Annotated in this window: 13 protein-coding genes; 2 read left to right on the top strand and 11 right to left on the bottom strand. The window is 63.9% G+C overall.

Annotated features, from left to right (window positions below):
• Window positions 1-123 precede the first annotated feature (123 nt).
• From pcaD to LW136_RS07060, 8 genes are all read right to left on the bottom strand, one after another.
• Window positions 124-912, bottom strand: a complete 789-nt coding sequence (gene pcaD / locus LW136_RS07095) for a 3-oxoadipate enol-lactonase (RefSeq protein ID WP_234174808.1) — start codon at window positions 910-912, stop codon at window positions 124-126.
• 231 nt (window positions 913-1,143) lie between these two features.
• A complete protein-coding gene (pcaF, locus tag LW136_RS07090; protein WP_234174807.1) occupies window positions 1,144-2,349 on the bottom strand; it encodes a 3-oxoadipyl-CoA thiolase in 1,206 nt (401 codons plus the stop codon).
• Window positions 2,346-3,128 (bottom strand): CoA-transferase subunit beta, encoded by a 783-nt coding sequence (locus LW136_RS07085; RefSeq protein ID WP_234174806.1) that lies wholly within the window; start codon window positions 3,126-3,128, stop codon window positions 2,346-2,348. The genes pcaF and LW136_RS07085 overlap by 4 nt, the downstream gene beginning before the upstream one ends.
• A complete protein-coding gene (locus LW136_RS07080; protein ID WP_234174805.1) occupies window positions 3,128-3,982 on the bottom strand; it encodes a CoA transferase subunit A in 855 nt (284 codons plus the stop codon). The genes LW136_RS07085 and LW136_RS07080 overlap by 1 nt, the downstream gene beginning before the upstream one ends.
• Before the next feature lie 202 nt (window positions 3,983-4,184).
• Window positions 4,185-5,027: an IclR family transcriptional regulator domain-containing protein gene (locus LW136_RS07075; protein ID WP_045666971.1), complete on the bottom strand. Its 843-nt coding sequence runs from the start codon at window positions 5,025-5,027 to the stop codon at window positions 4,185-4,187.
• Between the two features lie 207 nt (window positions 5,028-5,234).
• Window positions 5,235-5,600: a hypothetical protein gene (locus LW136_RS07070; RefSeq protein ID WP_139229565.1), complete on the bottom strand. Its 366-nt coding sequence runs from the start codon at window positions 5,598-5,600 to the stop codon at window positions 5,235-5,237.
• 68 nt (window positions 5,601-5,668) lie between these two features.
• On the bottom strand, window positions 5,669-5,818 hold the full coding sequence (locus LW136_RS07065) for a hypothetical protein (RefSeq protein ID WP_167362145.1): 150 nt from the start codon (window positions 5,816-5,818) through the stop codon (window positions 5,669-5,671).
• Entirely contained in the window at window positions 5,818-5,997 is a 180-nt protein-coding gene (locus LW136_RS07060; protein ID WP_179484641.1) for a hypothetical protein, read from the bottom strand. The genes LW136_RS07065 and LW136_RS07060 overlap by 1 nt, the downstream gene beginning before the upstream one ends.
• A 237-nt stretch (window positions 5,998-6,234) precedes the next feature.
• On the opposite strand from LW136_RS07060, the gene LW136_RS07055 reads away from it, so the two are divergent.
• Complete coding sequence (locus LW136_RS07055; protein WP_234174804.1) at window positions 6,235-7,050, top strand: DUF1206 domain-containing protein; 816 nt, start codon at window positions 6,235-6,237, stop codon at window positions 7,048-7,050.
• Window positions 7,051-7,175: 125 nt separating this feature from the next.
• On the opposite strand, the gene putP (LW136_RS07050) is transcribed toward LW136_RS07055, so the two are convergent.
• Both putP (LW136_RS07050) and LW136_RS07045 read right to left on the bottom strand, forming a co-directional pair.
• The gene (gene putP, locus LW136_RS07050) at window positions 7,176-8,660 is read right to left on the bottom strand and encodes a sodium/proline symporter PutP (RefSeq protein ID WP_234174803.1); all 1,485 of its coding nucleotides are present in this window, start codon (window positions 8,658-8,660) and stop codon (window positions 7,176-7,178) included.
• 201 nt (window positions 8,661-8,861) lie between these two features.
• On the bottom strand, window positions 8,862-10,883 hold the full coding sequence (locus LW136_RS07045; RefSeq protein WP_234174802.1) for a TonB-dependent receptor: 2,022 nt from the start codon (window positions 10,881-10,883) through the stop codon (window positions 8,862-8,864).
• A gap of 227 nt (window positions 10,884-11,110) precedes the next feature.
• Here LW136_RS07045 and LW136_RS07040 point away from each other — a divergent pair, with 227 nt between their 5' ends.
• On the top strand, window positions 11,111-11,335 hold the full coding sequence (locus LW136_RS07040) for a DUF3203 family protein (RefSeq protein WP_102840706.1): 225 nt from the start codon (window positions 11,111-11,113) through the stop codon (window positions 11,333-11,335).
• A gap of 135 nt (window positions 11,336-11,470) precedes the next feature.
• Here the strand turns inward: LW136_RS07040 and putP (LW136_RS07035) are convergent, their stop codons facing one another.
• Window positions 11,471-12,955, bottom strand: coding sequence for a sodium/proline symporter PutP (gene putP, locus LW136_RS07035; RefSeq protein ID WP_234174801.1), 1,485 nt, complete (start codon window positions 12,953-12,955; stop codon window positions 11,471-11,473).
• Window positions 12,956-13,164: the final 209 nt, after the last annotated feature.

Here is a 13,164-nt window from a genome sequence, read left to right as displayed (position 1 = left end):
CGCCCGCTCCAGTCTTCAAGGCCCTGCTTACGCGGGGCCTTTTCATTTGCGGCTGAGCAACCTGCAGATGGTTCGCCTTCCGCCAGAGGTTTCATGCGTCGTCGACCCAACCACTGACTGCTCTCAGCCGCGCAGGAACGCCAGCACTCGCTGTGTGAACGCGTCGCCCGCTTCTACGTTCGATAGATGCGCAGCCTCGAATGCGACCAGTTCGGCGGCGGGGATGTTGGACTGGATGAACTGGCCATGCTCGACGATTGTCACCGGGTCCTTGGAGCCGCAAACGACCAGTGTCGGTGCCTTGATCGCGCCCAGCTGTGCGCGATAGTCGGCATCGCGCACAGCCGCGCAGTTGGCGGCGTAGCCGTCTGGTGAGGTGCTGGCGATCATCTCGGTGATGCGTGCCACAGCCGCTGGATTCGCCTCGGCGAAGCCCGCTGTGAACCAGCGAGCAATGGATGCATCACGCATGTCGCGCATGGCTTGCTCGCGGCCGGCCAGGACGCTGTCGATGCGGGCGTTCCATACTTCGTCGGTGCCGATCTTAGCTCCGGTATTGCACAGCACCAGTCGTTGCAGCCGGTCGCCGGCATTGATTCCGAGCCACTGTCCAATCAGCCCACCCATGGACAGGCCGCAGAAGGAAAAGCGCTCGATGCCCAGTGTGTCGAGCAGGGCCAGCACATCCCTTCCCAGCTGCTCGATACTGTACGGGCCAGTGGTGACGCTCGACTCGCCGTGGCCGCGCGTATCGTAGCGCAGCACTCGAAAATGCTCTGAAAATGCGGGAATCTGCTCGTCCCACATGCCCAGGCTGGTACCCAGAGAGTTGGAAAGCACCAGCACCGGCGCGTTATCCGCACCGTCGAATCGATAGTTCAGACTTGCATCAGCCAGTTTTACGCTCGGCATTGTTCTACTCACTCGCGTTATGTTCGGTCGGTGTGCTCGATCAAGCACAGCCTGATTCGGAGATTCTGGCGATCACGGGCGGCTTCGCCGACACTCTGCGCGTGCCTCGGCAGCACGCAGCACGACGTAGAGGTCTAGCCCAAATCGATACCCGCGCAAGCGCTTTCAGCTGCATGCTCGCAATGCGTCGCGGTCGAGATCGCTGCCACGGCAGTCTGCGCCCGATCCAGGTCAGACCAGCTCCACTACCAGCGCCAGCCCCTGCCCTACGCCGACGCACATGGTCGCGAGACCGAGACGGCCACCGGTTTTCTCCAGCTGATGGACTGCAGTCAGCACCAGGCGAGCACCGCTCATGCCAAGCGGATGGCCCAGGGCGATGGCGCCGCCGTTGGGGTTCACCTTCGGGCTGCCATCTGGCAGGCCGAGATCGCGAGTCACGGCCAGGCCCTGCGCGGCGAAGGCTTCGTTCAGCTCGACCACATCGAAGTCGCTTACCGCGATATTCAGGCGCTCACACAGCTTGCGCACCGCCGGCACCGGGCCATACCCCATGACGCGCGGAGCGACGCCGGCGCTGGCCATGCCGAGCACCTTGGCGCGGGGTTTGAGGCCAAACTTCTGCACCGCTTCGGCACTGGCGAGGATCATCGCTGCGGCACCATCGTTGACGCCCGAGGCGTTGCCGGCGGTGACAGTCTTGTCAGGGCCATTGACCGGTTTGAGCTTGGCCAGCGCCTCGGCGCTGGTATCGCCGCGCGGATGCTCGTCAGTATCGACCACCGTTTCGCCCTTCTTGCCCCTGATCACCACCGGGACGATTTCTTCGGCAAAGAAGCCGGCCTGCTGAGCCGCAGCAGCACGCTGCTGGCTGCGCAGCGCGAAGGCGTCCTGATCGGCGCGACTTATCTGCCACTCATCGGCGACGTTGTCAGCAGTCTGCGGCATGGCATCCACGCCATACATTTCCTTCATCTTCGGATTGATGAAGCGCCAGCCAATGGTGGTGTCCTCAATCTTCTGGGTGCGACCGAACGCCGTGTCGGCCTTGCCCATCACGTAGGGCGCGCGGGACATGGACTCGACGCCGCCGGCAATCGCCAGCTCCATTTCACCGCAGGCGATGGCACGGAACGCGGTGCCCACGGCATCCATGCCCGAAGCGCACAGACGGTTGAGGGTCACGCCCGGCACCGTATGCGGGAGGCCGGCGAGCAGCGCGGCCATGCGCGCTACGTTGCGATTGTCCTCCCCGGCCTGGTTGGCGCTGCCCATGAAGACTTCCTCGATCGCCGCAGGATTGAGCTGCGGGTTGCGCTCCAGCAGCGCCCGCAATGGGATCGCAGCCAGGTCGTCAGCGCGTACGGCTGCCAGCGCACCGCCGAAGCGGCCAATCGGGGTGCGTACGGCATCACAGATGAATACCTCGCGGCTCATTCCTCACCTCCCAGCTGACCATGGGCGGCAGCCGTGCGCGCTTCCAGAGCGCGCAGCGCTTCCAGCTCCTCGGCACGCGGCGCCTCGGTGACGACCACGTTGTCGGCGAAGCGGATCAGCCAACCGGTGTTCTCGATCACCTGCTCGCGGGCCACACCCGGATGCAGAGCGGTGACCACGAATTCGTTAGTACCCTCTTCCGGCTCCATGATGCACAGATCGGTGATGATCGCCACCGGACCGGCACCCGGCAGGCCCAACTGCTTGCGGTGATCGCCGCCCTCACCGAAGCCGACCGAGGTGATGAAAGCCAACTTGTCGACGAAGGTGCGATGCGACTGCTTGAGGATGATCAGCACTTGCTTGGCGCTTCCGGCGATCTCCGGCGCGCCGCCGGCACCTGGCAGGCGCACCTTGGGCTGGTGGTAGTCACCGATCACCGTGGTGTTGATGTTGCCGTACTTGTCCACCTGCGCGGCGCCGAGAAAGCCGACGTCGATGCGCCCGCCCTGCAGCCAGTAGCGGAAGATTTCGCCAGTCGGCACCACCGTGTCGGCAGTTTCGGCCAGCTCGCCGTCACCGATGGACAGCGGCAGCACCGAAGGCTTGGCGCCGATCGGGCCGGATTCGTAGATCAGCACCACTTCCGGGGCGTGGGTCAGGCGGGCCAGGTTGGCGGCCTTGGACGGCAGGCCAATGCCGACGAAGCAGACACTGCCATTGCCCAGCCGACGGGCCGCGGCGACGGTCATCATTTCGTTTGTGTTGTAAGCGCTCATCAGTTGGCCTCCTGCTGGGCGATCTTCGCGCGATAGGCGGCGAAGTCGGCGGTGCCGCGAATGTAGGTATCGATCCAGGCGCTGAACGCCTCGCGGTCACGGGCGATCGGGTCCCAGGCCTGGTAGAAACGGTTGTCTCGCTCGTAGTAGCCATGCGCGTAGGACGGGTGCGCGCCACCCGGCACCAGGCACACCGCGCTCAGGGCCCAGGTCGGCAGCACGCAGGCGTTCATCGGCGCCTGGAGGTCATCGACGATCTCTTCGACGGTGACGATGCAGCGCTTGGCTGCCAGGGCGGCTTCCTTCTGCACACCAAGAATGCCCTGGATCAGCACGTTGCCCTTGCGATCGGCCTTCTGCGCGTGGATCACGGTGACGTCCGGGCGCACGCTGGGCACGGCCGCCAGCACTTCCCCGGTGAACGGGCAGGTGACCGACTTGATCAGCGGATTGACTTTGGGCAGGTCGGAGCCGCCATAGGCGCGCAGCACCGCAAACGGCAGACCAGAGGCGCCGGCGACGTAGGCATTGGTGAGGTCGGCGTGACTGTGCTCCTCGATCTCCAGCGGCTGCGGCCAGCCCTTCTCCACCGCATCACGCAGACGATGCAGCGAGCCGACGCCAGGATTTCCGCCCCAGGAGAAGATCAGCTTCTTCGCGCAACCGGCACCGATCAGCAGGTCGTAGACCAGGTCCGGTGTCATGCGCACCAGGGTCAGGTCCTTGCGCCCCTGGCGCACGATTTCATGGGCGGCTGCGGTGGGAATCAGGTGGGTAAAGCCTTCCAGGGCGACGGTGTCGCCATCCTGGACGAAGCGCACGACCGCTTCGCGGAGCGAGAGGAATTCAGCCATGAGTCGGATCTCGTGTTGTTTTCTGTACGCCGATTGCGTTGTGAAAACGTTAACGGTCCATCCCCAGTCAAACAATCCGATAATCGACATAACGTTCGATTATCGAACAACTTAAGCACCATTCCATTGTGATGAACAACGCCGACTCAGCGCACGAATCCACCTAGAGCACCGTAGTCGCCGATAGTCGCGAGAGCTTCGATCAATGGAACAGCCGCGTGCTCAATTCGCGGCTGGCCTCCAGCAGCACGGGCAGGAATCGGGTCTCCAGCTCCTGACGCGAAACGCGCCCGGCATGGGTGCCGACGTTCAGCGCGGCCAGCACCTGGCCGGCGGAATCCTTGAGTGGAACGGCCAACGAACGCAGGCCCATTTCCAGTTCCTGATCGATGATGACCCAACCCTGCTGGCGAATCTCGGCGATGTTGTCGCGCAGCGCCTCCGGACTGTGCAAGGTGCGGCTGGTCTTTACTTGCAGGTCGGCTCGCCCCAGGTAGTCGTCGAGTGCCGCGTCATCCAGCGCCGCCAGCAGGATGCGGCCCATCGACGTGCAATAGGCAGGCAGCCGACTGCCCACCGACAGATCTACCGAGATGAGCCGTTGAGGGGTGGCCGAACGCGCCACATAGAGCACCTCATCACCCTCCAGCGTCGCCATCGAACAGGCTTCGTGAAGCTGCTCGCTGAGGCGGTCGAGAATCGGCTGCGCGGTAACTGCCAGCGGCGTGGACGACAGATAGGCGTGGCCGAGGGTCAGCACCTTGGGCAACAGCGAATAGGTGCGCCCGTCGGTGGTGACGTAGCCAAGTTTCATCAGGGTATGCAGGCAGCGGCGCACCGCGGCGCGGGGAATCTCTGTGCGGTGGCTGATCTGCGCGATGGTCAGGTGGCGCTTGCGCTCCTGGAACGCATGAATCACAGCCAACCCGCGCGCCAGCGAAGTCATGAAGTTGGGATCGCCGGTTAGCGCCTCGATGCGTTTGGCGGGGGATGCGACGATGGGCGGCGCCATCGGTGGCTGGAGAACTCGTGAATCATCGGTCATGCAGGACACCCCGGACGCTGACATCGGGGCGATTATCGGCTCATCGACCGATAATCGCCAGCGTCGCACCTGGCCGGCGACGGAGAAGATGCCAGCCCGCCGCAAGGTCATTTGGCGGGCGTTTACCTAAGCGGCAATGCCACAGCGTAAAGGGGAAGTCAGAGCCGAGTCAGGCCACGGTTCACTGTCGGCGGCAGCGCCGGCCCGCTACCACTGGCGGCGGCGATCGTGATGCTGCTGGGACTTAGCCGGCCGGTAGCTCCTGTGTTGAACCGGGTGGCGCACGGCGTTCTTGTAGTGACGGTCACCGCCCTGACTGTAGTGCCGGGAAGGCTGGTCGTGACGATGACTCCGATGCTGCTCGTAGCGCTCGTGCCGAACCACCGGCGGCGGAGCGTGGCGTGGGTAATCGGAACGGTCGTATCGGTAATGGCGGGCTGGATAGCCGTCGTAGCGATACTCGCGGTATTCGCCGTGGTAATAGGGGCGGTGATAACCGTGGCCGGCGTACTCATGCACGGTACAGCCGCTCAGCGTGATCAGCCCGAGAAACAACACGAGAAGACGTGACATAGATGACTCCAGAGACAGGCAAGGCCTAGTCGGCCTTGCCTGAGCGCGAGCAGCCGGCGCCTGGCGCCTCAGCAGTTACCCTTCTTGGCCTGACCTGGTGGGCAATGCGGAGGCCCGCCGCCGCCATCACCGATATCGATGCCGATGCCCGGTAGACGCAGGCTGCATCCGGACATCAGGAGGGCTGCCAGTACGACTACAAGAAGACGAGCGCTCATCAGCAGTTTCCTTTCATCCGATGTCCCGGCGGACAGAACCCGCCACCATGACCGTGACCACCGATGTCCAGCCGTACCGCATCGGCATCGCCGACCCGCGCATGTACACCTGGGGCATTGACGCTGCATCCGGCGAAGCCGAGCGCCATGCCGAGCAATACCACCTTCCAGTAATTCATCGAGATACTCCTTGATTCTCCGTAGTCGCAAGGCCGTCCCGCCCCAGGACGCCCAAACGCTACTGGGCGAGGAATCAGACCTTCGCCGTTTCGTCCCGTTCCTTCGTCGGTATTAATTCTTTCGCCGCCCAATGGCTGGTGTACGCGACGAGTTCGAGCGAACCGAACGGGCTGCAACCGCGTCCCAACTATGACGACACTGACTCGGATGATCTCAATTTTGGAGCGAAAGCGAATATGAACGTGACACGTGGAGTGGTCTGGCTGGCACGCAGCGGCTACGCGGCGCGGGGCGTGGTGTACGTGATCGTCGGCTTTTTTGCGATCATGGCGGCACTCGGTTCCGGCGAAACGGTCGACACTCGCGGCGCAGTTCAGCAACTGCTCGGCCAGCCATTCGGGGCAATACTGCTCTGGCTGGTGGTAATCGGCCTGCTCGCGCACGTGGCGTGGCGGCTGACGCAGGGCATCGGTGATACCGATCGGCACGGGCATGACGCCAAGGGTCTGCTGATCCGCACGGGGCTGGTGAGCAGTGGCGTGGTCAATTTGTTGCTCGCACTGTTCACGCTGAGCATGCTGGTGAGCGGGCTGGATCGTTTCTCCGAGGGCGGCGGTGGTTCGGGTGGCGAAAGCACCGACAGCCTCATGCGTTTTCTTGGCCTGAAGCACTCCCACTGGCTGATCTGGGCAATTGCGCTGATTCCACTTGGTGTCGCCATTGCGCATCTGATCAAGGCATGGCGCGCGCGTTTCGAGCGCTACTTTCAGTGCGATGAACGCACCATGCAGCTGGTTCGCCCCATCTCGCGTGTTGGGCTGGCTGCACGTGGCTGTTCCTTTCTGATCATCGCCGGGCTGCTGTTCATGGGCGGGAGCCGCTACGAGCCCACCGATCCACCCGGCCTCAAGGAAGCGCTCGAAGCGCTTCAGGGCATGCCTGCGGGTGGCGCGCTGCTGCTGGCAATCGGGGTCGGCCTGCTGGCCTTCGCTGTGTACAGCTTCGCCGAGGCACGCTGGCGGCGGATCGATTTGTCGGAAGTGACGAATTGAAGCCCGGACAGCCTCGACGGAGAGGCCGGGCAGCAGCAACTATCGATATGGGGCGGAACGGTTAGAACCGGGACACCGGTTCCAACCGCAGGTCGAGCAGCCATGCTCGACCTGCGCTGCACAAATCAGCCGGCGTGGTAGTCCGCGTCGGCTTCTTCGAAGCGCTTGACGATACTCGGGGCGGGTTCGGCGCCCATCTTGCTCACGACATAGATGGCGATGCTGGCGAAGATGAAGCCCGGGATGATTTCGTACAGGCCCAGACCGATGAACTCCTTCCACACCACCACGGTGACCGCACCGACCAGCATGCCAACCAAGGCACCGTTACGGGTCATGCGCTTCCACAGCAGCGAGATCAGCACCACCGGCCCGAACGCCGCGCCGAAACCGGCCCAAGCGTAGGACACCAGACCGAGCACCTTGCTGTCGGGGTTTGAGGCGATGCCGATGGCGATCAGTGCGATCAACAGCACCATGCCGCGGCCGACCCAGACCAGTTCGGTCTGCGAGGCATTCTTGCGCAGCATCGCCTTGTAGAAGTCCTGGGTCAGCGCGCTGGAGCTGACCAGCAGCTGCGCACTCAGGGTGCTCATCACCGCCGCCAGCACGCCGGAGAGAATGATGCCCGCAACCCAGGGGTTGAACAGGATCTTCACCAGCTCCATGAATACCCGCTCGCCGTTCTGGCTCACCGCACCGGCCTGCTCCGGGTGGTCTGCGAAGTAGGCGATGCCGAGGAAACCCACCGCGACGGCGCCGGCCAGGGTCAGGATCATCCAGGTCATGCCGATGCGGCGGGCGTTGGGAATGGTCTTGATCGAGTCAGCGGCCATGAAGCGCACCAGGATGTGCGGCTGGCCGAAGTAACCCAGGCCCCAGGCCAGCAACGAGATGATGGCGACGAAGGACAGCCCGCGGAACATGTCGAAGTTGGCCGGGTTCTGCGCTTCGATGGTGGCCATCACGGTGCCCATGTCACCGAGGGCGAGGATGACGAACAGCGGCGTGATCAGCAGCGCGAAGATCATCAGCGTGGCCTGCACGGTGTCGGTCCAGCTCACCGCCAGGAAGCCGCCGATGAACACGTAAAGGATGGTCGCCGCAGCGCCGACCCACAGTGCGTATTCGTAGGGCATGCCGAAGGTGGACTCGAACAGCCGCGCGCCCGCCACCACACCCGAGGCGCAGTAGATGGTGAAGAACACCAGGATCACCAGTGCGGAGAAGATCCGCAGCATGCGGCTCTCGTCCTCGAAGCGGTGCGAGAAATAGTCCGGCAGGGTCAGCGCGTTGTGGTTGTGCTCGGTGTGCACGCGCAGGCGCCCGGCGACGAACAGCCAGTTCAGCCAGGCGCCGATGATCAGGCCGATGGCGATCCAGCTTTCCGACAGGCCGGCGACGAAGATCGCGCCGGGCAGGCCCATCAGCAGCCAGCCGCTCATGTCGGAGGCGCCGGCCGACAGCGCCGTGACGAAGCTACCGAGGCTGCGGCCGCCGAGGATGTAGTCGGAGAAGTTCTTGGTGGCGCGGTAAGCGACGAAACCGATCAGGATCATCGCCGCGATGTAGACCACGAAAGTGATCAGTGTGGGTGTGCTGACGTTCATGGGACTTGTTTTCCTTGTTGGTCCTGACGTTCCATCGCCAGCGCGGACAACGACCGGCACCCGCAACGGAACAATCGAGGGGCGCAAGAATAGCGCGTCATCCGCGTACTTGCGCGTGACCGCGAGGTTCTGCCTGCCAGAATGAACGAGGGCCGGCAGTAGCTGCCGGCCCTCGTCAGTGCTGCAAGGCAATTGTCCGCCTTAGAACGCCAGGCGCACGCCTACCGTCAGATTGCGCCCAGGCAGCGGCACCTCATCCTTGATGAAGGAGGTGTGCTGACGGGCCTTTTCGTCCAGCAGGTTGTTGGCCTTGAGGTAGAGCAGGTAATCGGTCTGGTTCAGCAAGCCGCTATAACCGAGGCTGGCGCCCAGCATGTTGTAGCCCCCGGTTTCGCTTTCGTAGTCGGCCAGCTCGTCCTGGCGCTGCACCCGATAGAACTCCAGCTGGCCATTGAGTGCCGGGGTGAAGCTCTGGTCCAGCCGCACACCCAGGCGATCGGCAGGGATACGCGGCAGGTCGCCACCGCCGTCGCGCAGCTTGCCGCGCACGTGGTCGCCAAAGAGGGTGAACGCGGTGGCGTCGGTGGCCTGGAAGCGCACCTCCCCCTCCGCCCCGGTGAGCACGGCGTCCTGCTGGCGGTACTCGATCTCGCGGTAGCCGCCGCCGATGTCGTTGCCGGTGTCGGCGGCATAGATGAAGTCATCCACCTCGTTGCGGAAAACGCTCAGGCTGAAGGTCGTGCGGCCGGCGAACTTGCGCAGGGTGATTTCGGCGTTGTGCGAGGTTTCTTCTTCCAGGTCGACATTGCCCAGCTCAACGGTGCGGGTCGCGGCATGCGGGCCGTTGGCGTAAAGCTCTTCGGCGCTGGGCAGGCGTTGCGAGCGCGTGAGCGAGAAGCCCAGCGAGTACTGCGGAGCGAAGGTCCAGACCGCACCGGCGGACATCGAGGTGCCGCTGTGATCGGTATCCGGGCCGCCATCGGCGTCGATGTCCTGCCATTCGTGGCGCAGGCCGAGTTCATAGCGCCAGGCGCCGGCGGTGTATTCCTCGAGCAGGAACAGACCGTGGTTGCGGGTCAGCGTCTGCGGCACGTAGGCCTCCTCGCCGAGGGCTTCGAAGTCGCGACGCAGGGCCTGTGCACCGAGCACGCCGCGCCAGCCAAACAGCGGCTGATGGGTCAGCTCCAGGCGGGCATCGGTGGCATCGTTGTTGAAACGGGTGCCTACTTCACCACCTTCGATCTCCTTGTGCTGATAGTCGCTGTGGCCGACACGCAGCCGCGCCAGTTCGAAGCCCGGCAGCGGATCGCTCAGCTCGCCACGCAGATCCCAGCGTTTCTGGCGCATATCGACATAAGGCACGCTGCCATGTTCGTCATGATCATGCTCGTCGTCATCGTCGTGATCATCATGGCCACCGCAGTGCCAGTCGCTGCCGTGGGTGTGGCAATCGGCGTGCTCATGAGCCAGCAGCCCGTAGCGGTTGTTCTGCTCACCGTAGGCGGCGCCGATGTAGCCACGCTCGCCGATGAAGCTGGCGCCCAGGTTGAAGCTGTCGGTGTCGTTGTAGGAGCCCTCCTGCTTGTCCGGCGAGCCGGGGATTTCATAGGGGTCGGCCTGGCGTTTGGTGCCCTCGGCGCGGACAGCGAAGTTGCCGCTGCCAGCAGTGATACCGAACACCCCTGCCCCTTCGTTGGCGACGCTGTTGGCGCGTAGCTCCAGCTCGCCTTCGTAGCCCTTCTCCGGGACGCGGGTGGGTATCTTCTTGTCGATCACGTTGACTACCCCGCCGATGGCGCCGCCACCGTAGAGCAGAGTCGCCGGCCCCTTGAGCACCTCGATGCGCTCGGCCAGCAACGGCTCGCTGGTCACCGCGTGGTCGGGGCTGATGGTGGAAGCGTCGAGCAGCTCCACGCCATCGCTCAGCACCTTGACCCGAGCGCCATCCAACCCGCGGATCACCGGGCGCGCCGCACCGGCGCCGAAGCTGCTGGAGCGAACTCCGGGCAGGCTTTCCAGGGTTTCACCCAGCGTTGCCTCGCGACGCAGCACCAGTTCATCTCCCTCCATCACGGCAGCCGGCGTGGTCATCTCATGGCTCTGCTTGGCCAGACCGCTGGCGCTGACCACGACGGATTGCAGTTCGACCGGCTCGGCGGCCCCGGCAGCCGGAACCAGGGCCAGGCTGATCGCCCAGGCCAGGGGATGACGCTTCAGTTTCATGTGACTCTCCAGACAATGGCGGTTGCCTTCCGAGGCAACCGAAGACGGCTGTGCGCCGGCATCCGGTAGCGGTGCCAGCTTCGCGGGGCGAGAATCTAACATGTTATATCGTAACGTTTAAGCCTGTTTTTCCAGTAACAGGTACAACGGATGCACCCTGTTCGTGGTCGACATGGAAACGCCGGGCGAACCGCGCGCGGCTTTTGCACCGCTTCGGGAGAGAGATCATGACCGTAGACATCGACACCACTACCGGCACCTGCGCCGTGGTCATCAACGGCAACACGCACCGCAGCGCCCTGATGGACGTGCGCATCACCACCGATCCAGAGGCACGCATGTCAGTGATGAACATCGACGGCACCAGCATCCATGTGCCGGAAGACGAAGCCGAGCATCTGATCGCCGCGGGCGCGGTGGATGACCGATCCAATCTGGTTGCGGACGACTGAATCTGCGGCAGAAACGCAAAACCCCGGCTAGCCGGGGTTTTTTGTAGGTGCTCGCAGCAAAACCCTCTGCAGCCTATGGAAACGCGCCCCGCTTCGAATTCAGCTTTCGAGCCGGGCAACACTCCGACACTGGTCTTAGCCGGCGTGGTAATCCGCGTCAGCTTCCTCGAAGCGCTTGACGATGCTTGGGGCCGGCTCGGCGCCCAGCTTGCTCACCACATAGATGGCAATGCTGGCGAGGATGAAGCCCGGGATGATCTCGTACAGACCCAACCCGATGAATTCCTTCCACACCACCACGGTGACGGCACCGACCAGCATGCCGGCCAGCGCGCCGTTGCGGGTCATGCGCTTCCACAGCAGCGAGATCAGCACCACCGGGCCGAACGCCGCGCCAAAACCGGCCCAGGCGTAGGACACCAGACCCAGCACCTTGCTGTCGGGGTTGGAGGCGATGCCGATGGCGACCAGCGCGATCAGCAGCACCATCGCCCGGCCGACCCAGACCAGCTCGGTCTGCGAGGCGTTCTTGCGCAGCATGGCCTTGTAGAAGTCCTGGGTCAGGGCGCTGGAGCTGACCAGCAGCTGCGCACTGAGGGTACTCATCACGGCCGCAAGGACGCCAGAGAGGATGATGCCGGCGACCCACGGGTTGAACAGGATCTTCACCAACTCGAGGAAAACACGCTCACCATTCTGGCTAACCGGCCCGGCCAGTTCCGGGTGTCCGGCGAAGTAGGCGATACCAAAGAAGCCCACCGCCACGGCACCGGCCAGCGTCAGGATCATCCAGGCCATGCCGATGCGGCGGGCGTTGGGGATGGTCTTGATCGAGTCGGCGGCCATGAAGCGCACCAGGATATGCGGCTGGCCGAAGTAGCCCAGGCCCCAGGCCAGCAGCGAGATGATGGCGACGAAGGAAAGCCCGCTGAACATGTCGAACGCGGCCGGATTTTGCGTGGCGATGGTGTCCATCGCGGCGCCCATGTCGCCCAGCGCCAGGATGACGAACACCGGAGTGATCAGCAGCGCGAAGATCATCAGCGTCGCCTGTACGGTGTCGGTCCAGCTCACCGCCAGGAAGCCACCGATGAACACGTAGAGGATGGTCGCCGCGGCGCCGATCCACAGTGCGTATTCATACGGCACGCCGAAGCTGCTCTCGAACAGCCGCGCGCCGGCGACCACGCCCGAGGCGCAATAGATGGTGAAGAACACCAGAATCACCAGCGCGGAGAAGATCCGCAGCATGCGGCTCTCGTCCTCGAAGCGGTGCGAGAAGTAATCCGGCAGCGTCAGCGCGTTGTGGTTGTGCTCGGTGTGCACGCGCAGTCGACCGGCGACGAACAGCCAGTTGAGCCAGGCGCCAACGATCAGGCCGATGGCGATCCAGCTTTCCGACAGGCCGGCGACGAAGATCGCACCGGGCAGGCCCATCAGCAGCCAGCCGCTCATGTCCGAGGCACCGGCCGACAGCGCGGTGACGAAGCTGCCGAGGCTGCGGCCGCCGAGGATGTAGTCGTCGAAGTTCTTGGTGGCGCGGTAAGCGACGAAACCGATCAGGATCATCGCCGCGATGTAGATCAGAAAGGTGATCAGCGTGGGGGTACTGATGCTCATGTGTGTCCCTCGTTAGTTGTTGTTCGGCGCAACGCGAGAAGACCCACGCGGCACCTTGGCAGAGGGCGATAGCGAAAAGGCCATCACCTGTGACAGGCCCAACCCGGGCCCGTCAGTGGCGGAAGAGCGTCCGCCAACTGTCCAATTGTTGTTGTGTTCCGGCTGCCAGAGCGGCCGGGAGGTTTAGCGTGATGCGCCGGGTGAACGAT

Source organism: Stutzerimonas kunmingensis, from assembly GCF_021432085.1.
GTDB lineage: Bacteria > Pseudomonadota > Gammaproteobacteria > Pseudomonadales > Pseudomonadaceae > Stutzerimonas.
The sequence above is the reverse complement of the archived record's forward strand: the minus strand, read 5'-3'. Positions and strand labels throughout refer to the sequence as shown.

What these genes read in the sequence shown, in the direction of transcription:
- pcaD (WP_234174808.1), bottom strand. Translation starts at nt 912, where the DNA reads ATGCCGAGCGTAAAACTGGCTGATGCAAGTCTGAACTATCGATTCGAC.
- pcaF (WP_234174807.1), bottom strand. Translation starts at nt 2,349, where the DNA reads ATGAGCCGCGAGGTATTCATCTGTGATGCCGTACGCACCCCGATTGGC.
- LW136_RS07085 (WP_234174806.1), bottom strand. Translation starts at nt 3,128, where the DNA reads ATGAGCGCTTACAACACAAACGAAATGATGACCGTCGCCGCGGCCCGT.
- LW136_RS07080 (WP_234174805.1), bottom strand. Translation starts at nt 3,982, where the DNA reads ATGGCTGAATTCCTCTCGCTCCGCGAAGCGGTCGTGCGCTTCGTCCAG.
- LW136_RS07075 (WP_045666971.1), bottom strand. Translation starts at nt 5,027, where the DNA reads ATGACCGATGATTCACGAGTTCTCCAGCCACCGATGGCGCCGCCCATC.
- LW136_RS07070 (WP_139229565.1), bottom strand. Translation starts at nt 5,600, where the DNA reads ATGTCACGTCTTCTCGTGTTGTTTCTCGGGCTGATCACGCTGAGCGGC.
- LW136_RS07065 (WP_167362145.1), bottom strand. Translation starts at nt 5,818, where the DNA reads ATGAGCGCTCGTCTTCTTGTAGTCGTACTGGCAGCCCTCCTGATGTCC.
- LW136_RS07060 (WP_179484641.1), bottom strand. Translation starts at nt 5,997, where the DNA reads ATGAATTACTGGAAGGTGGTATTGCTCGGCATGGCGCTCGGCTTCGCC.
- LW136_RS07055 (WP_234174804.1), top strand. Translation starts at nt 6,235, where the DNA reads ATGAACGTGACACGTGGAGTGGTCTGGCTGGCACGCAGCGGCTACGCG.
- putP (WP_234174803.1), bottom strand. Translation starts at nt 8,660, where the DNA reads ATGAACGTCAGCACACCCACACTGATCACTTTCGTGGTCTACATCGCG.
- LW136_RS07045 (WP_234174802.1), bottom strand. Translation starts at nt 10,883, where the DNA reads ATGAAACTGAAGCGTCATCCCCTGGCCTGGGCGATCAGCCTGGCCCTG.
- LW136_RS07040 (WP_102840706.1), top strand. Translation starts at nt 11,111, where the DNA reads ATGACCGTAGACATCGACACCACTACCGGCACCTGCGCCGTGGTCATC.
- putP (WP_234174801.1), bottom strand. Translation starts at nt 12,955, where the DNA reads ATGAGCATCAGTACCCCCACGCTGATCACCTTTCTGATCTACATCGCG.